At 56.4% G+C, this 19,524-nt stretch carries 14 protein-coding genes; 6 read left to right on the forward strand and 8 right to left on the reverse strand.

The features are described from left to right. Positions 1 to 152: 152 nt before the first annotated feature. Entirely contained in the window at positions 153 to 1,436 is a 1,284-nt protein-coding gene (locus tag VSX58_RS14600) for a citrate synthase (RefSeq protein ID WP_327618731.1), read from the forward strand. Between the two features lie 115 nt (positions 1,437 to 1,551). Here the strand turns inward: VSX58_RS14600 and poxB are convergent, their stop codons facing one another. Both poxB and VSX58_RS14610 read right to left on the reverse strand, forming a co-directional pair. Then, positions 1,552 to 3,273 (reverse strand): ubiquinone-dependent pyruvate dehydrogenase, encoded by a 1,722-nt coding sequence (gene poxB, locus VSX58_RS14605; RefSeq protein WP_327618732.1) that lies wholly within the window; start codon positions 3,271 to 3,273, stop codon positions 1,552 to 1,554. A 251-nt stretch (positions 3,274 to 3,524) separates the two neighbouring features. Next, the gene (locus VSX58_RS14610; protein WP_327618733.1) at positions 3,525 to 5,261 is read right to left on the reverse strand and encodes a lysophospholipid acyltransferase family protein; all 1,737 of its coding nucleotides are present in this window, start codon (positions 5,259 to 5,261) and stop codon (positions 3,525 to 3,527) included. Positions 5,262 to 5,436: 175 nt separating this feature from the next. Here VSX58_RS14610 and greB point away from each other — a divergent pair, with 175 nt between their 5' ends. The 3 genes from greB (at position 5,437) to envZ (ending at position 8,464) form a co-directional block, all read left to right on the forward strand. Beyond that, positions 5,437 to 5,916 carry a transcription elongation factor GreB gene (gene greB / locus VSX58_RS14615; RefSeq protein WP_327618775.1) on the forward strand — a complete coding sequence of 160 codons (480 nt, stop codon included), beginning with the start codon at positions 5,437 to 5,439 and terminating at the stop codon, positions 5,914 to 5,916. Positions 5,917 to 6,389: 473 nt separating this feature from the next. Next, positions 6,390 to 7,109 (forward strand): osmolarity response regulator transcription factor OmpR, encoded by a 720-nt coding sequence (ompR, locus tag VSX58_RS14620; RefSeq protein WP_005969424.1) that lies wholly within the window; start codon positions 6,390 to 6,392, stop codon positions 7,107 to 7,109. Next, positions 7,106 to 8,464: a two-component system sensor histidine kinase EnvZ gene (gene envZ, locus VSX58_RS14625; RefSeq protein WP_327618734.1), complete on the forward strand. Its 1,359-nt coding sequence runs from the start codon at positions 7,106 to 7,108 to the stop codon at positions 8,462 to 8,464. The genes ompR and envZ overlap by 4 nt, the downstream gene beginning before the upstream one ends. Before the next feature lie 58 nt (positions 8,465 to 8,522). Here envZ and pckA read toward each other — a convergent pair whose 3' ends face one another. The 5 genes from pckA to VSX58_RS14650 all read right to left on the reverse strand — a co-directional run bounded on the left by pckA (position 8,523) and on the right by VSX58_RS14650 (position 14,779). Beyond that, a complete protein-coding gene (gene pckA / locus VSX58_RS14630) occupies positions 8,523 to 10,142 on the reverse strand; it encodes a phosphoenolpyruvate carboxykinase (ATP) (protein WP_327618735.1) in 1,620 nt (539 codons plus the stop codon). 252 nt (positions 10,143 to 10,394) lie between these two features. Beyond that, positions 10,395 to 11,267, reverse strand: a complete 873-nt coding sequence (gene hslO / locus VSX58_RS14635; RefSeq protein WP_327618736.1) for an Hsp33 family molecular chaperone HslO — start codon at positions 11,265 to 11,267, stop codon at positions 10,395 to 10,397. A gap of 87 nt (positions 11,268 to 11,354) precedes the next feature. Then, positions 11,355 to 11,765: a ribosome-associated heat shock protein Hsp15 gene (gene hslR, locus VSX58_RS14640; RefSeq protein WP_327613795.1), complete on the reverse strand. Its 411-nt coding sequence runs from the start codon at positions 11,763 to 11,765 to the stop codon at positions 11,355 to 11,357. 12 nt (positions 11,766 to 11,777) lie between these two features. Beyond that, positions 11,778 to 12,464 (reverse strand): GMP/IMP nucleotidase, encoded by a 687-nt coding sequence (gene yrfG / locus VSX58_RS14645; protein ID WP_327618737.1) that lies wholly within the window; start codon positions 12,462 to 12,464, stop codon positions 11,778 to 11,780. Between the two features lie 164 nt (positions 12,465 to 12,628). Next, complete coding sequence (locus tag VSX58_RS14650) at positions 12,629 to 14,779, reverse strand: intracellular growth attenuator family protein (protein WP_327618738.1); 2,151 nt, start codon at positions 14,777 to 14,779, stop codon at positions 12,629 to 12,631. A 588-nt stretch (positions 14,780 to 15,367) separates the two neighbouring features. Between VSX58_RS14650 and nudE the strand changes: the two genes are divergently transcribed. After that, positions 15,368 to 15,919, forward strand: coding sequence for an ADP compounds hydrolase NudE (gene nudE / locus VSX58_RS14655; RefSeq protein ID WP_327618739.1), 552 nt, complete (start codon positions 15,368 to 15,370; stop codon positions 15,917 to 15,919). A gap of 87 nt (positions 15,920 to 16,006) precedes the next feature. On the opposite strand, the gene mrcA is transcribed toward nudE, so the two are convergent. Next, the gene (gene mrcA / locus VSX58_RS14660) at positions 16,007 to 18,565 is read right to left on the reverse strand and encodes a peptidoglycan glycosyltransferase/peptidoglycan DD-transpeptidase MrcA (RefSeq protein ID WP_327618740.1); all 2,559 of its coding nucleotides are present in this window, start codon (positions 18,563 to 18,565) and stop codon (positions 16,007 to 16,009) included. 107 nt (positions 18,566 to 18,672) lie between these two features. On the opposite strand from mrcA, the gene pilM reads away from it, so the two are divergent. Then, positions 18,673 to 19,524 (forward strand): type IV pilus biogenesis protein PilM, encoded by an 852-nt coding sequence (gene pilM, locus VSX58_RS14665; RefSeq protein WP_327618776.1) that lies wholly within the window; start codon positions 18,673 to 18,675, stop codon positions 19,522 to 19,524.

The following is a 19,524-nucleotide window of genomic DNA, read 5'->3' on the forward strand; positions in this document are numbered from 1 at the left end:
CGGGCGGAGTAAACTTTATCTGAATCAATATTACGTAAGATTATAATAACGACGCCGCGTTTTTAGCGTATTAAATAGAGTGGTTCAATGGCGGGTTACGCCCTGGCAAACAGTAACGACCACGATGACTAACTCGGTCAGGAGAGATATCGATGACAGTAAGAAAGTCCACCCTGAGAGTAGACGGACAGGAAGATGTCACGCTGGATATTCGTTCAGGGGTGATGGGGAAAAACGGCGTGGATATCCGCCCGCTTGGTGAAAAAGGGTTATGCAGTTACGACCCCGGATTCGCCAATACGGCCGGGTGCGAATCGTCGATTACCTATATTGATGCCGCCAACAGCGTGTTGCTGCATCGGGGCTTTCCTGTTGAGCAACTGGCCGATCGATGCGATTTTACCGAGGTCTGCTATATCCTTCTGCACGGCGAGGCGCCTTCGCAGGACGAATATGCCAAATTCGCCAATAACATTACCCGCCATACCCTGGTTCATGAGCAGATTAGCCGTATGTTCAGCGGGTTTCGTCGCGACTCCCACCCGATGGCGCTGATGTGCGCGGTGGTGGGCGCGCTGGCGGCGTTCTACCACGATGTGCTGGATATTGACAACCCGGAGCACCGCGAACTGGCCGCCACCCGGCTGTTGTCGAAAATGCCGACGCTGGCGGCGATGAGCTACAAATATTCCATTGAGCAGCCGGCGGTTTATCCGCGCAATTCGCTCTCCTACACCGGCAACTTCCTGCATATGCTGTTTTCCGTTCCGGCGGAAAAATATGAAGTGAACCCGGTGCTGGAAAAGGCGATGAATCGCATCCTGATTCTGCACGCTGACCACGGCCAGTGTCCGTCCACCATGGCTGTGAGGGCTTCCGGTTCATCCGGCGCCAATCCGTTCGCCTGTATCGCGGCGGGCCTGGCTTCAATGTGGGGGCCGCTGCACGGCGGCGCGAACGAAGCCTGTATGCGCATGCTGGAAGAGATCAAAACGGTGGATCGTATTCCTGAATTTGTAAAGCAGGCGAAAGAAGGGGGGAAATCGCTGCGGCTGATGGGGTTCGGCAACTCGGTCTACCACCATTTCGATCCGCGCGCCGCCATTCTGCGTAAAACCTGTTACGACGTGCTCAGCGAACTGGGTATGGAGGATAGCCTGCTGCAGGTCGCCATTGAGCTGGAGCATATCGCCATCACCGACGCCTATTTCCTGGAGAATAAGCTGTATCCCAGCGCCGATTTCTACACGGCGGTCATCCTGAAGGCGATGGGATTGCCGTCATCCATGTTTACGGTGGTCTCCGCCGTGGGGCGCACCATCGGGTGGATTGCCCACTGGAATGAAATGCATGAGCAGGAACTCAAGATTTATCGTCCCACGCAGATCTACACCGGCCGGCCGCGCCGCGATTATGTCTCCCGGCTGGATAAGTAACGCCATTGACGGCGGCCGAAGAGGACGACGCGGATAGCCGGCAGTAAGGGTATGCGCTGAAACGGGCGGCCGCCTCGCCATCAAGGCTGGCGGCCCGGCGTCAGCCGCTGCGGTTTTAGCGCAGCCAGTTGGTTTTCGCCAGCTCAATCACTTCATCGCCGCGTCCGTTGATAATGGCGCGCAGCATATAAAGACTAAAGCCTTTTGCCTGATCCAGTTTGATTTGCGGCGGCATCGCCAGCTCTTCGGTGGCGGTGATAACGTCGAGCAACACCGGACCGTCGCAGGCAAAAGCCTCTTCCAGCGCGGCGTTCAGCTCGGAGGCCTTCTCCACGCGAATGCCTTTGATGCCGCAGGCGTTGGCGATCGCCGCAAAGTTGGGATTATCCAGCTCCGTGCCGTCCGTCAGATAGCCGCCGGCCTTCATCTCCATGGCGACGAATCCCAGCACGCTATTGTTGAACACCACGATTTTCACCGGCAGCTTGAGCTGGGCGATGGACAGAAAATCGCCCATCAGCATGCTGAAGCCGCCGTCGCCGCTCAGCGAAATAACCTGGCGATCGCGGTTGAGCGCCTGGGCGCCCAGCGCCTGCGGCATGGCGTTGGCCATGGAGCCGTGGCTGAACGAGCCGAGCAGGCGACGTTTGCCGTTCATTTTCAGATAGCGCGCCGCCCAGACGGTCGGCGTGCCCACATCGCAGGTAAAGATGGCGTCTTCACTGGCATAACGGCTAATCTGCTGCGCCAGATACTGCGGGTGGATCGCCTGTTTATCGTTGGCCGTCGCCAGGTCATCAAGCCCTTTACGCGCATCGGCATAATGCTTCAGCGCCTTATCGAGGAAAGCGCGATCGGTTTTTACCTCTAGCTGGGGCAGCAAAGCGGTCAACGTGGATTTGATATCGCCGACCAGCGCCATGTCGACATGGCAGTGCGAGCCGAGGCTGCCGGGATTGATATCTATCTGCACGATGGTGGCGTCGGTCGGGTAGAAGGCGCGATAGGGAAATTGCGTACCCAGCAGTACCAGGGTATCGGCATTCATCATCGCGTGGTAGCCGGATGAGAAGCCGATCAGACCGGTCATGCCGACGCTGTAGGGGTTGTCATATTCGATATGCTCTTTGCCGCGCAGCGCGTGCACCACCGGCGCTTTCAGCGCGTCGGCCAGTTGCATCACCTCATCATGCGCGCCGGCGCAGCCGCTGCCGCACATCAGCGTAATATTTTTCGCCCCATTCAGCAGCTCGGCCAGCTTGCGCATCTCGCTTTCGTTGGGCCGGACCAGGGGCCGCTGCGGCGGATACCACTGCGCCGACGCCTCTTCCGGCGCGGGTTTTAACGCCACATCGCCGGGTAGTACCACTACCGACACGCCGCGATTGAGGATCGCTTTACGCATGGCGATGCCCAATACCTGGGGAAGCTGTTCCGGGTTGGAAATCAGCTCACAGTAGTGGCTGCACTCGCGAAATAGCTCCTGCGGATGAGTTTCCTGAAAGTAGTTGCTGCCGATTTCACTGGAAGGAATATGCGCCGCAATGGCGAGTACCGGAACGTGATTGCGATGGCAATCAAACAGGCCGTTAATCAGATGCAGATTTCCGGGACCGCAGGAGCCGGCGCAAACCGTCAGCTTGCCGCTAATCTGCGCCTCGGCGCCGGCGGCGAATGCCGCCACCTCTTCATGACGCATCGGCATCCATTCGATGGTGCCCATACGATTCAGACTATCGCTCAATCCGTTAAGCGAATCCCCGGTTACGCCCCAAATGCGTTTGACGCCGGCGCTTTCCAGCGTTTTTGCTACTAAAGCGGCAACGGACTGTTTCATACTTTTTCGCTCCTCTCTGGTGGCGCGATCGTATTGCCGATCGCGAATCGCTACACAAAAAAAGCATACACGCATTAAGCTCAATGGGAGGGATAGCGGGACGGTAAAATTGTGAACCGATGTTGTTATGATTTTTCCGGCGCGTTTCGAACGGATGAACAGCGCGCGGGCCGACGGCGTCCGGCGACAGGGAACCGCGTTCGGCCGAGCCTAACCTGACGCTCGGTTAGGCTCGCCGAGGCGTCGGTCTTTTAATCTTTCCCCTGCGTAGCGGCGGCGTCGTTGGCCTGGACGAAAGGCGCGATATAACGCTGATAGCGGGAGGACTTGAGCTGCTGAAGATCGACTAGCACCAGCCCGTCGATGCAGTTATTGAAATCCGGATCGATACCGAAATCAACGAACTGCACTCCGCCATGTTCACAGAGTTCCGAATACTGTTTGTACAGGGTCGGAATGCCGCATCCCATATTGCTGAGCATACTTTTCAGGCGGGTTAAATCCTGCTGGTAATCAACCCCTTCAAACTGCTGCAGCACATCGGGCAGCGACGCCGGATAAGGGCGGCGCGAGTGCGCCAACTGCTGGCTGGGAGCAAAGTGCAGCCGGTAAAAGGCGATCAGCAGATCCCGCGCCGTTGGCGGCAGCGTGCCGGACAGGGATACCGGGCCAAACAGATAGCGGCACTGGGGATAGCGCGCCAGATAGGCGCCGATGCCCAGCCAGAGGTAATCCAGCCCCCGTTTGCCCCAATATTTGGGTTGAATGAAGCTGCGCCCAAGTTCGATGCCGGATGCCAGTATCGGGTTCATCTCTTCGCCATAATGGAACAGACTGTGGCTGTACAGGCCATTTTTACCCTTGCGGGCGATTTGCTCCGCCGTTGGAATAAAGCGATAGGCGCCGACGATTTCCAGTTCGCTCTCATCCCACAGGATCAGATGCAGGTAGTCGTCATCATAACTGTCCAGATCCCGCCGTTGGCCCGAACCTTCGCCCACCGCGCGAAACGCGATCTCCCGCAGCCGCCCCAGCTCGCGCAGCAGCGGCGAATAATCCTCTTCGCCCCGGCGATACAGATAGACTTTTTTGCCGTCGGGCGTGGTGCCCAATGTTTCGCAATCGGCCAGCGCATGCTTTAACAGCACGCGATCCTCGGCCAGCGCGATAGATCTTTCTCCGGAAAAGCAGCCGGGTTTCTCTTGTCCCAGCCGATAAACATGGCGGCGGAAACGCGCCGCCAGATCGTTGGTTTGTAGGTTGCCCTGGCTCCAGCTGGCGTAGGGAATGCGCGCGCCGATGCGGATTTTGAGCTTGTGCCCGGCATGATGAAACATCTCCCTGACCAGCAGCAGCGTTGAAAGCGGCCGGTAAATAAGGGAGGAGAGATAAAACAGGGCGCTGTTGCGCCCGCTGACGTGTATCGGGACGATCGGCGCGCGCGCTTTGGCGGCCATGCGGATAAAACCGCTGTGCCAGTGGCCGTCGCGGATCCCCTTTAGGCTGATTCTGGACACTTCGCCGGCGGGGAAAACGATTATCGCGCCGTCGTGCCCGAGGTGCTGCTGTATCGCGGTGATTTGCTGGCGTTTGGTGCGGTTATTGAAATTATCCACCGAGAAGAACAGGTTTTTCAGCGGTTCAACGTAAGAGAGCAGCTGGCTGGCGACGATGCGCACATCGGGCCTGACGCTGGCGACGGTGCGCAGCAGCGCCAGGCCGTCGAGCGAACCGATCGGATGATTCGCCACCAGCACTACCGGTCCCTGACTGGGAATATTTTCTAAATCGCCGTCGACCATTTCGCAGTTGAAGTGAAAGTGATCGAGGATCTGTTCAACCAGGTCGAGCCCTTTTAAATGGGGGTAGCGTTGAGAGAATTGCTGGATTTCATTTTCAAATAGCAGAGAACGCAATACGGTTTTCTGCCAGGGCGGCGTATGGCGATGCGGGGCAAGATCTTGCAGAATGGCGTCTAAGCTAAACATAAATCGTTCTCCGTAGCTCTCCGTGGCTAAAAGTACGGGATAGAAATGACATATTTATGTCTGTTGATAGATTATTGGCCAGAATTGTAATGTTGTGTAATGAAAATAGTTTTTTTTGCGCGCGGACGTGCTGCTGAACGGCATGCCGCGCCAAGAGACGGACGGAGTGACCGATGTGAAAACCAATCTGATTACCCGCGAGGGGTACAATAAACTGCGGGCCGAGCATGATCATCTCTGGAATGTAAAGCGCCCGGAAATCACCAGAATCGTCTCTTGGGCGGCGAGCCTGGGCGATCGCTCCGAAAACGCCGACTATACCTACAATAAACGCCTGCTGCGCCAGATCGACAGGCGCCTGCGCTATCTCAGAAAATGCCTGACGGAGTTGAAGATCGTCGACTATTCCCCCCAGCAGGACGGCAAGGTGTTTTTCGGCGCCTGGGTGGAAATCGAGAATGAGGAGGGCGAGGTGAAGCGCTTTCGGATCGTCGGCCCGGACGAAATCTACGGCGACAATAAAGAGTATATTTCTATCGATTCGCCGATGGCGCGCGCGGCGCTGAAAAAGGCGGTCGACGAGGAGTTCATCGTCAATACGCCGGACGGCCCGCGCGAGTGGTTCGTCAACGCGATTGATTATGTTAAGCGATAAACGACGCGCCAAGCTCCCGGATAATAAAAAGGCTGGCGCTACGCGCGTCCCTATACCGCCGGATGTTGAGTAGTCTGTGGGCAAAAAAGGGTTATCCAAACGATTTTTATGAAAAAGCGTCTGTTTCCCTAAAAAACGCGTGTCGCCGTTTCCAACCGACGGCGGGCGCTTGACGGGCCGAGCATCTGCCTTCCTCGCCGCCGCCCCGGCGCCGGCGGCAATATTTTCCCGCGTTATCTTTATTCTTTTTTTGCCGCGCCATAACGTCTTTTTACGCGCGGCGAGGTTACTATAATCGTCATGCTTCGCCCGCCGTTTGGCGGCCGGCAGGCGCAGGAAATGATTGATTACACGAATTTTAATATGCTTTGTAACAATTTCGCCTAGAATGTATACCAGAAACGACTGTCAGTCATTCGTGTGTTTCTGAACAATAGCGGCATCGGCGGCTATTACGCCTTTGGAGAAAGAGAATGCAAGAGAACTATAAAATTCTGGTTGTGGATGACGACATGCGTTTGCGTGCGCTGTTAGAACGTTATCTGACCGAACAGGGTTTTCAGGTACGTAGCGTTGCCAATGCTGAACAGATGGATCGTTTATTGACCCGTGAGTCCTTTCACCTGATGGTGCTGGACCTGATGCTGCCGGGTGAGGATGGTCTGTCTATCTGTCGCCGTCTGCGCAGTCAAAGTAACCCCATGCCCATCATCATGGTGACGGCGAAAGGGGAAGAGGTCGACCGTATCGTCGGTCTGGAGATCGGCGCGGATGACTATATTCCCAAACCGTTTAACCCGCGCGAGCTGCTGGCCCGCATTCGCGCGGTGCTGCGTCGCCAGGCCAATGAACTGCCGGGCGCGCCGTCGCAGGAAGAGGCTATCATCGCATTCGGCAAGTTCAAGCTGAACCTGGGCACGCGCGAAATGTTCCGCGATGACGAGCCGATGCCGTTAACCAGCGGTGAGTTTGCCGTGCTTAAAGCGCTGGTAAGCCATCCGCGTGAACCCTTGTCGCGCGATAAGCTGATGAATCTGGCGCGCGGCCGCGAATACAGCGCGATGGAGCGTTCCATCGACGTACAAATTTCTCGTTTACGCCGCATGGTGGAAGAAGATCCGGCGCACCCGCGCTATATCCAAACGGTTTGGGGCTTGGGCTACGTCTTTGTACCGGACGGCAGTAAAGCATGAGGCGATGGCGCTTCTCTCCGCGCAGCGCATTTGCCCGGACGTTATTGCTGATTGTCACGCTATTGTTCGTCAGCCTGGTGACCACCTACCTGGTGGTGCTTAACTTCGCTATTTTGCCGAGTCTACAGCAGTTTAATAAGGTGCTGGCTTACGAAGTAAGAATGCTGATGACCGATAGCCTGCAATTGGAGGATGGCACCACGCTGGAGGTGCCGCCGGCGTTTCGGCGTGAGATTTACCGCGAACTGGGTATTTCGTTATATACCAATGCCGCGGCGGAGGAGAGCGGCCTGCGCTGGGCCCAGCATTACAAGTTTTTGAGCCAACAGATGGCGCAGCAGCTGGGTGGCCCGACCGATGTGCGCGTCGAGGTGAGCAAAAATACCCCGGTGGTGTGGCTGAAAACCTGGCTGTCGCCGGATATCTGGGTGCGGGTGCCGTTAACCGAAATTCACCAGGGGGATTTTTCCCCGCTTTTCCGTTACACGCTGGCGATCATGCTGCTGGTGATCGGCGGCGCCTGGCTGTTTATCCGCGTACAGAACCGTCCGTTGGTCGAGCTGGAGCACGCGGCTTTACAGGTGGGGAAAGGGATTATTCCGCCGCCGTTGCGCGAGTATGGCGCCTCGGAAGTGCGTTCGGTGACCCGCGCCTTTAACCAGATGGCGTCCGGCGTGAAGCTGCTGGCCGACGACCGCACCCTGCTGATGGCGGGAGTCAGCCACGATCTGCGCACGCCGCTGACGCGCATCCGTCTGGCGACGGAAATGATGAACAAAAACGATGACTATCTGGCGGAGTCCATCAATAAAGACATTGAAGAGTGCAATGCGATTATTGAACAGTTCATCGACTATTTGCGCACCGGCCAGGAGATGCAGACGGAAGTGGCCGACCTCAATGCCATTATGGGCGAGGTGGTGGCCGATGAAAGCGGGTATGAACGTCAGATCGACAGCGAGTTCGTCGACGGCGAGCTGCCGGTTTGCGTCAGCCCGCTGTCGATTAAGCGCGCCGCGCTGAATCTGGTGGTGAACGCCGCGCGTTACGGCAACGGCTGGATAAAGGTCAGCACCGGCCGGGAGCTGCAGCGCGTCTGGTTCCAGGTGGAGGATGACGGTCCGGGAATCGATCCCGCCCAGCTTCAACATCTTTTCCAGCCCTTTGTCCGGGGCGACAGCGCGCGCAGCACCAGCGGCACCGGGTTAGGGCTGGCGATTGTGCAGCGCATCGTCGATGCCCATGACGGCGTACTGGATGTCGGCGCCAGCGAACGCGGCGGGCTGTGCGTTCGCGCCTATTTGCCGCTGCTGCTTGAGCCCGCCGATGCCCACGCCGGTTCAGCGAAGGCATAAAAAGAAAGCATAAAAAAAGAGGCGCGGGTTCCGCGCCTCTCTGGTGATTAACGCCGGGTTACAGCTTGGGCCCGGCGGCAACCAGCGCGGCGCCCGCGGGCGCATCGGTGTATTTATCAAAGTTGGTGATAAAGCGCCGCGCCAGATCTTCCGCTTTCTCCTGCCACTGCGCGCGATCGGCGTAGGTAGCGCGCGGATCGAGAATATCGGAGTCGACGCCTGGCAATGACTTGGGCATCGCCAGATCGAAGATCGGCAGCGTCTGCATTTCCGCGTCGTCGATGGCGCCGCTCAGGATGGCGTCGATAATTCCGCGCGTATCTTTCAGCGAGATACGTTTTCCTGTGCCGTTCCAGCCGGTATTGACCAGATAGGCCTGAGCGCCCGACGCTTTCATACGTTTCACCAGCACTTCCGCGTATTGCGTGGGATGCAGCGACAGGAACGCCGCGCCGAAGCAGGCGGAGAAGGTCGGCGTAGGTTCGGTGACGCCGCGTTCCGTTCCCGCCAGCTTAGCGGTGAAGCCGGACAGGAAATGGTATTGCGTTTGGTCCGACGTCAGGCGGGATACCGGCGGCAGAACGCCGAATGCGTCCGCCGTCAGGAAAATCACTTTTGTGGCGTGCCCGGCCTTGGATACGGGTTTGACGATATTATGGATATGGTAGATCGGATAGGAAACGCGGGTATTTTCGGTTTTTGAACCGTCGTTGAAATCGACCGTGCCGTCGGCCAGGACGGTGACGTTTTCCAGCAGCGCGTCGCGCCTGATGGCGCCGTAAATGTCCGGTTCCGCTTCTTTGGAAAGTTTGATGGTTTTCGCGTAGCAGCCGCCTTCAAAGTTGAAGACGCCGTCGTCGTCCCAGCCGTGCTCGTCATCGCCGATCAGCTGGCGTTTGGGATCGGTGGAGAGGGTAGTTTTACCGGTGCCCGAAAGGCCGAAAAAGACGGCGACGTCGCCCCGTTCGCCCACGTTGGCCGAACAGTGCATAGAGGCGATGCCCTGCAGCGGCAGCAGGTAGTTCATGATGGAGAACATCCCTTTTTTCATTTCGCCGCCGTACCAGGTGCCGCCAATCAGTTGAATACGTTCCGTCAGGTTAAAGGCGACGAAGTTTTCGGAGTTCAGTCCCTGCTCCCGCCATTGCGGGTTGGTGCACTTCGCGCCGTTCATCACGATGAAATCAGGGGAAAAATTCTGCAACTCTTCATCGCTTGGGCGGATAAACATATTTTTCACAAAGTGCGCCTGCCAGGCGACTTCGGTAATAAAACGCACTTTCAGCCGGCTATCGGGGTTGGCGCCGCAGAACGCGTCAACGATAAACAGGCGTTTTCCCGAAAGCTGCCTGGTGACGAGCTGTTTGAGGTGCGTCCAGGTTTCCTGACTCAGGGGATGGTTATCGTTTTTCCCTTTTCCCTGATCCGCCCACCAAACGCTGTCGCGGGTGACGTCATCGCGCACGATGTATTTATCTTTTGGGGAGCGGCCGGTAAAAATGCCGGTGTCGACGGCCACAGCGCCGAGCCGGGTTTCTATGCCGCGTTCATAACCTTGCAGGGCTGGGGAAGTTTCTTCTTGAAAAAGCAAGTCATAGCTGGGGTTGTAGACAATATCGCCGACATCCTGGATTCCATAGGACGAAAGAACCTTTGGTGTTACGCCGTTGAACCGCATGTTGCTACTCCTCAATGGTTATGCCCCTTATTTTCATTTTCGCGTATGCATCTTGAAATTTATCGGGTACGTAGAGTTGTATTGCTATTATTGTAGAGCGCGAGTGTATTTTAACCGCGATGACAATCATAAAATTCAATAAATTAATTAATAACTTTGCTTATTCAAAATGTTGTATAGCCGGGCAGGATAAAATTCTGTGGTCTTTATAGGCGCAAAATCGGCGGGTACGAGGCCGTACCCGCGACGGGATTAATGCAGCTGGTTCGGGGCGTTGTGCTGTTTGAACGCCCGCACGTCTTCGGCGTTGAAGATATAGTGATTGCCGCAGTAGTCGCAGTGCATATCGATCTCGCCATCCTCCTCCAGCATCTCATCGACTTCCCGATCGGCAAGCGTCATTAATGCCGCTGCGCAACGATCGCGCGAACAGTGGCATTGGAACCTGACCGGCTGAGGCGGGTATACCGTCACTTCTTCCTGATGGTAGAGACGATAGAGAACGTCGTTAGCCGCCAGCGTGAATAACTCTTCCGACTTGATCGTGGCGGTGAGCTGCGCCAGGTGTTCGAAATCGTCTTCCCCGGTGTTTTGTGCGGGCAGCACCTGCAGCAGCATGCCCGCAGCGGCCATCTTGTCGTCATGCCGGCCGGTACGGATAAATAGCCGGGTAGGGAGCTGCTCGGATTGCCGGAAGTAGTTTTCCAGGCAGTCGGCGACGGTATCGCCCTCTAATCCGACCACGCCCTGGTACGGCTCGCCCTGCGTCGGGGTAATGGTGATGACCAGATAACCGTTGCCAACCATCTCCTTGAGCGAGCTATCCGGCGCTATCTCGCCCTGTAAACGCGCTACGCCGCGCATCTGCTGCTGATGGTTGCCGTTAATCACGGCCAGTTTCAGCGCGCCGTCCCCCTGAAGCTGAACGGTGATATCGCCGTTGAATTTTAATGTGGCGGTCAACAGGCTGGTGGCGACCAGCATTTCTCCCAGCAATTTTTGCACCGGCTCCGGATAGTCGTGATGCGCCAGAATCTGTTGGTAGGTGTCGCTGACCGTCACCAGTTCGCCGCGGACGGCGTGATTTTCGAACAGGTAACGATGCAGTTGGTCATGGATGGACATAGTTTTCTCTCGCTGTGGCGACAGTTATTCCCTTTATTTTTCAAGCCGTCGGCGCGTCGGCCGCCGGTGTCTTGAAATCTTTTGGGCTTATTCCCGATCGCTGTATTTAAATTTAATCAGATCCCGCCGCTCTTTCTTGTCAGGGCGACGATCCGGGTGCGGCATGGTCAGCGCATTCATTTTTCGCGCCAGCGCCTGTTTTTCCCGTTTCTCGATACTGTCGGCGGTTTCCCGATATAGCGCCTGTGCTTCCGCCGCCGTCCTGCGTTGTCCGCTGAGGGCGCAGACGATGACGGTGCGCTCGTCGTTTCCCTGACGAAGCTTGATTTCGGCATTCAGTTCAACCATTTTGCTGGGCTTGCCGCGTTGTCCATTGTAGTGCACTTTGCCGCCGTCAATCATTTCGCGGGCGATGGCCCGGGTTTTATAGAAGCGGGCGGCCCAAAGCCATTTGTCCAAACGGACCGTCTGGTCGGCGTTTTCGCTCGATTTCATCATAACCCCTTCTGATTAACGGCAGTTTACCGATCGATGTAACGACGGTAACAGCGCCAGATAGTCATTTATTGACGGATGCTGCCGGAATGACTTTTCCCGCTGACTGGAGTCAGGATTGCTGACGCCCAGGCAGTAACGGATACCGAAAGTTTTGGCGGCGTCCAGAATGGGTTCGCTGTCATCGACAAATAGCGTTTTCTCCGGATCGAAACCGGTTTGCCGCCGCACTGCCCGCCATAGCCGCTGATTCTCTTTCGGATATCCATAAATATGGGTGGAAAGCAATAAATCAAGGTGCCTGTCTAGCCCGGTGTGTTCAATTTTAACCGCCAGGCCATGCGGATGCGCGTTGGTCAGCAGAATCGTTCGCTTGCCGCTGGCGCGCAGGGCGCTTAGGAATGGCTCGGTATCCGCTCTCAGACGGGCGCGCGGGCCGATATCCGTGGTCATTTTATAGATATCCAGCCCCAGTTTTTCACTCCAGTAATCGAAGCAGTACCAGTTCATCGTATGCTGCACAGCCTGATACTCCGCGGTAATAAACCGCCGCGCCTGTTCAAGCGTGATGCCGCGCTGAGCGCTGAGCGACTGCGGCACCAGCTGTAGCCAAAAATAGTTGTCAAAGGCCAGATCGAGCAGCGTGCCGTCCATATCCAATATGACGGTATCAATGTCGCGCCAGTTAACGTGAGGACTCATATCAATACTCCGGATGCAGAATGATTTCCCGATGGCGAACGCGCGGATAGAGTCTGATTGCCGGGTAGGCGCGCCATATTTCGCGGTACGGCGCAGATTCGCCCTTTAAGCGGATATGGCGTATCAAAACGGCGGTTCGTCGGAATAACGGCGCTCAACGATGTTTAAAACCGGCGCGTCCGGCTGTCCGCCAGCGACGGCGTCAAGCCGAAAAGAGCGGCGTAGTAGCGTTGAATATTGTCTATCCGCTGTTTGCTCTTGCCGATTTTTATTGCCAACAGCGCGGCGTTGACCAGCAGCGTGATGGAGAAGAGCAGCAGCAGCAGGCAACTGCCCAGATAGCGCCACAGCGTGATGACGTCGGGTTCGCTATGCAGGCTGATATGCTGCGTGCCGTTGGCGTCGGTGCTGAGGTTGGTGATAACGCCCGACGCGCTAAACGGCGTGTGCAGCAGCATAGACGATAGCCGCTGAAGCTCTTTCCACTGGTCGGCGGCGTGGTATTCGCTCAACGGGACGATCGGCAACGGGTAGCTGACGAACTGGCGGCCTTCGTCGCTGCGGATTAAAAATCCGCCCGGCGGAGGGCTATTGAGCGAATCCGCCGCGTTGTTGACTTCCTGCCGGAAGAAATAGTCCGTGGCGCTGTCGACCAGGGACTCCAGCGTCTCCGCGCTGACCGGCCGCAGCAGAACGTTCATGCCCTTAAGCGACCCCGAGCGCGCCTGTTTCACCAGCGTGTCCCAGTTCTTCACGTTGCCGAGGTTGATCAGGGCGTTTTTCAGGCGCACACAGTCTTTCTCCTGTTCGCAAAGATCTTGCGTTTTCAGCACGATGTCCGAAAAGTCATTCAACAGGATCATGCCTGACTTCTGAATGGCCGAGGCAAGCTGCGAGTTGACCTGGCCCTCGCCTTCCCCCTCGGTCTGCGGGTGCAACTGATTATTCACCGTCTTCAGCAGTGCCGAGGTCTTTTCGATGATCTCGGATTCCGGCAGCGGCAACGATGCGGCCTTATTCCAATAAATGGCCGAACAATCAAAAGGCGTAAAAGCATAGGACGGCGCGTTATCCGAAATGTGGATATTCGCCGGGACATAGCACATCCCGACTCCTTGAACTTTCAGGGTATCGCCGATTTGCAGCGGCATTTTGCCCAGTTCATCGACCTGATTGACCTGGATATTCTGCGCGCCTTGTAGCCAGGCCATGCTGAGCTTTATCGGCAGTTCAAGGGGAACATAGGCCAATAACAGCACCAGGCTGAGCAGCGCGCCGGAAGAGAGAATCAGATTCTTCCCCCAGCGTTGCTGAGGAAAGTTTTTTACTTCGTCATGCAGCGATAGGTATTTTCCTTGACGAACGACCTGATGATTAAGGTAAATATCGACATTGGTTTTTTTCCCTAAATCATAGGTGATGTACGGATTCCAGTAGGGGGGATAAATCAGGTCGATATTGCCTAGCGAGACGTTGCCGAGCTCCCCTTGATTCGATTCGCCGAAAAGACCAAGCCCCTGCGGTACGCCGGAAAGGCAGTGCACGTCTTGCAACTCCTGTTGCGAAGGGGCGCGAAAAAGCCGCCAGAGGCTCCAGGCGGCAAGCAGCGAGGCGGTGCCGATGAACCAGGGAAGCAGCGCTATCGGACTATTAATGCTGATAAATAGCAGCAGAAACGACAGGCATAATACGCCGGATTCTTTTAGCCCCTTTGCGTGATGCAGGGCGTGCTCTTCCCGGGTCTCCTTGCGAATGTTCACCAGTTCCGCATGCTCATTCTCTTCATGGCGAATGGAAGCGTTCGGCATCGGGCTGTCGGCAACGGGAACCATCTGATAATTTTTGTTATTGACGCACTCCACCAACGAGTGTCCGTTCAGCGAAATCACCAGCGGAATAGACGCGGTTTTAATCAGCTCAACGCTGTTTTTCTCGGTAATATACTGTTCCCAGCAAGGGGGCAGGTGAATCTCCTGCGTATCGATATAGTATCGCCACTTATTCTGGGCGTCGGTGCTCAGGCCGTAGCGGGTGATGGTATGGGTGAGCGGATAGACCTGATTGCTTTGCAGCGATCGAGGCAGTTTGGGTTGAGCGTTCGGTATATCAAGAGGCGTCGGCTGCAGGCGATGTTCCTGGGCAAGGTAGTGCTCGACGGCGGCGCGCTCTTCGGGAGTTAGCTGACGCAGCAAGGCTGGCTCCACCGGGAGAGGCGCGACGAACGGCAGGCGCCGGCGCATACGGTAGCCAATGAAACCTCCGATAGCGAGCAGACAGGCAAGCAATATAGCCAATATGGTAAATATTGTGCTCATGTCATCTCCATCCCAACGTGACGTACTCCCTGTGCATAGTGAATGTTAACAAAGCTGTACAATCGATGATAACCTGCATGGTCTTGTTTTATTAATTTAATAACTAAAAAGTAACAGAAATTATCTACGTAAGGGGAAGATGGTAACAACCAGTCGGGGTGTCTAAAATGAGGAAAATCTGATTTTCGGAATGCATTCTTGACTTTTTATTTTTTATTTAATTCGGCAATATTAATAATGTGTATCTAATGTTATTAACAAGTAAATTAATAATTGTGACGGTTGCAGCGCGGCGCGCTGTTAACGCACAATGTGAGCAACGTCAAAAATCTTAGCAAAATAAAAAAAGAGCATTAACGATCGCTTTTCATTCATCGACATGCCGTATCTATGGTGAAGCTATACCCAAAATAATTCGAGTTGCAGGAAAAAAACGCCACTGCGGCGGCCCCAACGGGGCGAGTCCCACGGATGGAGCGAGTAACAAAGCCAACGCCCCTGCAGCGTGAAGTATGAAGAGTATAAATAAAATCATCATTCGGGTTGGGCTACGTTGTCGTTCAGATCGTAATTCTCTATGAGGCGATTATGAGTCATAACCTGCAAAAACCTAAAATCCTCAAGGTAGAAACGGTTGCGCGTTCGCGCTTATTCAATGTCGAATCCATTGATTTGGAGTTCAGCAACGGCGCCCGCCGGGTATATGAGCGCATGCGCCCAAGCGGACGGGAAGCGGTGATGATTGTGCCGATCATAAATGATGAGCTGGTGCTGATCCGTGAGTACGCCGTCGGCATTGAGCAATACGAACTCGGATTTCCCAAAGGGCTGATTGACCCCGGCGAGACGGTATTCGAGGCCGCGAACCGGGAACTGATGGAAGAGGCGGGGTTCGGCGCGGAGCAGCTCGAACTGTTGGCGACATTGACGATGGCGCCGTCCTATTTTTCCAGCCAGATGAATATCGTCGTCGCGCGGGGATTGTATCCGCAGAGTCGCGAAGGCGATGAACCGGAACCGCTGCCTAAGGTGCGTTGGCCGCTGGCCGATATGATGTCGCTGCTGCAGGAACCCGATTTCCGGGAAGCGCGTAACGTTAGCGCCCTGTTTTTAACTCAGGATTGGCTGCGCCGCCGGTAAATTTCATGCCGTTATCGCATCAGTAAAAATGAATAAAAAAGGCGCAGAATCTGCGCCTTGCGTGTCGTTAAGACGTTTGATTCGCCATCAGAACAGCTCTTCGCTTTGTCCGTTATCCATCAATGTCGTGCCGACCTCATGCACGTCATATTCCGTCGGCTGGGTTCCCTCGATGAAATATTCGGAACGGCTGTTGCCCCCGCCGCTGGATAGCTTGCCGGTGCTGCGGTCGATCGTCACGCTGACAATGCCGGGCGGCGGCGTCAGCGCCTGTTCCGGCACGCCGTCCAGCGCGGATTTCATAAAGTCATCCCAGGCGGGCTGAGCCGTTTTCGCGCCGCCTTCATATCCGGAGATCTGATCCTTAATCACGCCGGATGCGCTGCTGGTGCCTAAATCGCGCCGATGGTCGTCGAAACCGATCCAAACGGAAGTCACCAGATTCGGGCCGTAGCCTGAGAACCAGGCGTCTTTGGAACTGTTCGTCGTACCGGTTTTACCGCCGATATCATGGCGTTTCAGCACTTTCCCCGCACGCCAGCCGGTTCCCATCCAGCCCGGTTCGCCAAAGATATTGCTGTTAAGCGCGTCTTTAATCAGGAAGGCCAGCGGAGTGCTGATGACGTGCGGCGCATAGGGCTGCGGGCTATTTTGCTGCGCGAGCGGCGGCGTGACGGGCTCCAACTGAGGCTGCGGCAAGGCGCCCGGCGCCGGATTTTCTCGGGATGTCGCGACATTTTCCATACTGTCCGCCGACAGCGCCGTGTCGCGCCGCGTCTCGCCGTACACCAGCGGCAGATTGCAGGTATCGCAAACCACTTTCGGCGCGGCGGTAAAGACGGTGCCGCCGGTTTCTGTTTCGATTTTGGCGATGATATAGGGATCGACCAGATAGCCCCCGTTGGCCATAACCGCGTAGCCGCGCACCACCTGCAGCGGCGTGAAGGAGGCCGCGCCCAGCGCCAGCGATTCCGTCGGAACGATGTTTTGTTTCGGGAAGCCGAAGCGCTGCAAATACTCCGCGGCGTAATCCACGCCCATTGCCCGCATGGCGCGAACCATCACCACGTTTTTGGACTGTCCCAATCCCTGGCGCAGGCGGATCGGGCCGTCGTAAGTGGCCGGCGAGTTTTTCGGCCGCCAGTCCGAACCGGCGCCTGGATCCCAGCGCGTGATCGGCACGTCATTGAGAATGGTGGCGAGCGTCAGGCCTTTGTCCATCGCCGCGGTATAGAGAAAGGGCTTGATGTTGGAGCCCAACTGACGCAGCGCCTGCGTGGCGCGGTTAAACTTACTCTGGTTGAAATCGAATCCGCCGACCAGCGCTTCGATCGCGCCGTTGTTTGGATTGAGCGACACCAGCGCCGAGTTCACGTCCGGCACCTGAGCAAGCCACCAGTCGTTATCGACCTTTCTCACCCATATTTGCTGGCCGGTCTGCACGACGTCGATAACCCGCTTGGGCGTCGGCCCTTGCTGCGTATCGGAACGATAAGGCCGCGCCCAGCGCATGCCCGCCATCGGCAATGAAATATTGCTGCCGTCGGCCATCGTCGCAACGGCCTTCTCGCTATCGGCCGCGGTGACGACGGCCGGAAACAGCGGACCGTAAACCGGCAGTTTTTTCAGTTCGGCGACGATCCTGGCGCGATCCCAGGCGCTTTCGCCCACTTTCCACAGCACGGCGGTCGGACCGCGGTAGCCGTGACGCATATCATAGGCGAGAACGTTGTTACGCAGCGCGTCCTGCGCGGCCATCTGCAATTTTCTGGTGATCGTGGTGTAGACCTTGTAGCCATCGTTATAGGCGTTATCGCCATAACGGCCGATCATCTCCTGACGCACCATTTCCGCCACATAAGGCGCGGAGAAGGCGATCTGCGGCGCGTGGTAGTCCGCCTCCAGCTTTTCACTGCGCGCCTCATCGTATTGCGCCTGAGTGATGTAGTTCTCATCTTTCATGCGCGCCAGAACCACATTACGCCGGGCAATGGCGCGGTCATAGGAGTAGAGCGGGTTGAAGGTGGAGGGCGCCTTGGGCAGACCGGCGATCATGGCCATTTCGCCCAGCGTCAACTGGTCGACCGGGCGGCCAAAGTAAACGTGAGCGGCGGCCCCTACGCCATAAGCGCGATAACCGAGATAAATTTTGTTCAGATAGAGTTCAAGAATTTCATCTTTGGTCAGGAGTTGCTCAATACGGATAGCCAGGAAAACTTCCTTTATTTTACGCAGCAGGGTGCGTTCCGGGCTAAGGAAAAAGTTTCTCGCCAGCTGCTGCGTAATGGTGCTGGCCCCCTGGGATGCATGGCCGGAGGTTAACGCAATAGACGCGGCGCGAATGATCCCTACCGGATCGACGCCGTGGTGTTCATAGAAACGGCTGTCTTCAGTGGCAATGAACGCCTGCACCAATACCGGCGGGATTTGATCCAGTTTCAGCGGAATGCGCCGGTGTTCGCCGAATTGCGCAATCAGTTCGCCGTCGGCGCTGTATACCTGCATAGGCGTCTGTAAGCGCACGTCTTTCAGCGTGGCGACATCGGGCAACTGCGGTTCGATATAGCGGTACAGACCGTATATCGAGGCTGCTCCCAGCAGGATGCAAGTCACTGCAAGGATGAGTAGATACTTTACGAACTTCACCTGAGATTTTCCATTCAGTAGCGTTTGGACGGTTTATAAACAATCGCGCGCTAGTATAAAGGTAAGCCAGCACTGTGGATACAACTGATCGGGAAATCGGGGTAAACATGGCTTATCGCATCTGGCGGGTCGGGTTGGATATACAAAACGGTTTTATGCGCGCATTGGCGGTTCAACGCCGTCGCTATGGCTGGCAGCTTCGCTGCTGGTGGCAGTTTCCGCTGCCGGGCGACACCCTGCGCGCGGGGTGTCTACACCATACCGAAGCGCTGGGTGGCGCCTTGCGAAAATGGCGCCGGCTGCTGCCCCGCCATATTTCCCTACGGGTCGGTTTTCCCGCGCAGTCTGTGTTGCAACGGCGCTTTCCGGCGCCGGACGCTCGGCTGCAAGGCGCGGAGCGCCACGAGTACATCGAAGCGATGGCCGCCCGTCAGCTGCCGATCGGCAGCGATTCATTGGCGATAGACTATCGCGAGGATCCCCATACGCCGGATACGCTGCTGATTACGGCGGCCCGGCGGCGTGAATTGGATAACTGGCTCGACTGTTTGCGGCATGCGGATTTACTGCCTGAGGCGATTGAGGTTTCAACTTGCGCTATTCACTGCATGGCGCGATCCGCCGGGCTTAAGGATAATCATCTTTTCCTGCACCGTCTGGCGGATAGCTGGCTATGGATATCTCCGCTAAGCCAGGCCTTTCAATGCGGAGTGATACACCACGATGAACTGAACGCCGAAGGCGATCTCCTCACGGCGGTAAGTCAATACTATCCCGATATTGCCGGCGACGTTGCCTACTACAGCAGTTCGCTGCCCGAGCCGGCCGACGGGCGGGCCGATTTCCTCATTCCGTGGTCGCCGCTTGCGGCCTTCGACCAAATGCAGCCGCCTTTGCCCGATTTTCCATCGGCATTTGTTATCGCCGGCGGCTTAGCGCTGCGACCCGGGGATGTTTGA

This window comes from Brenneria populi (assembly GCF_036016195.1).
In the GTDB taxonomy this organism is placed as follows: domain Bacteria; phylum Pseudomonadota; class Gammaproteobacteria; order Enterobacterales; family Enterobacteriaceae; genus Brenneria; species Brenneria populi.

Coding starts and splice junctions, on each gene's coding strand:
- pckA (WP_327618735.1), bottom strand. CDS start 10,142: ATGCGGTTCAACGGCGTAACACCAAAGGTTCTTTCGTCCTATGGAATC.
- hslO (WP_327618736.1), bottom strand. CDS start 11,267: ATGTCCATCCATGACCAACTGCATCGTTACCTGTTCGAAAATCACGCC.
- yrfG (WP_327618737.1), bottom strand. CDS start 12,464: ATGAGTCCTCACGTTAACTGGCGCGACATTGATACCGTCATATTGGAT.
- VSX58_RS14610 (WP_327618733.1), bottom strand. CDS start 5,261: ATGTTTAGCTTAGACGCCATTCTGCAAGATCTTGCCCCGCATCGCCAT.
- envZ (WP_327618734.1), top strand. CDS start 7,106: ATGAGGCGATGGCGCTTCTCTCCGCGCAGCGCATTTGCCCGGACGTTA.
- hslR (WP_327613795.1), bottom strand. CDS start 11,765: ATGATGAAATCGAGCGAAAACGCCGACCAGACGGTCCGTTTGGACAAA.
- nudE (WP_327618739.1), top strand. CDS start 15,368: ATGAGTCATAACCTGCAAAAACCTAAAATCCTCAAGGTAGAAACGGTT.
- VSX58_RS14600 (WP_327618731.1), top strand. CDS start 153: ATGACAGTAAGAAAGTCCACCCTGAGAGTAGACGGACAGGAAGATGTC.
- pilM (WP_327618776.1), top strand. CDS start 18,673: ATGGCTTATCGCATCTGGCGGGTCGGGTTGGATATACAAAACGGTTTT.
- VSX58_RS14650 (WP_327618738.1), bottom strand. CDS start 14,779: ATGAGCACAATATTTACCATATTGGCTATATTGCTTGCCTGTCTGCTC.
- ompR (WP_005969424.1), top strand. CDS start 6,390: ATGCAAGAGAACTATAAAATTCTGGTTGTGGATGACGACATGCGTTTG.
- poxB (WP_327618732.1), bottom strand. CDS start 3,273: ATGAAACAGTCCGTTGCCGCTTTAGTAGCAAAAACGCTGGAAAGCGCC.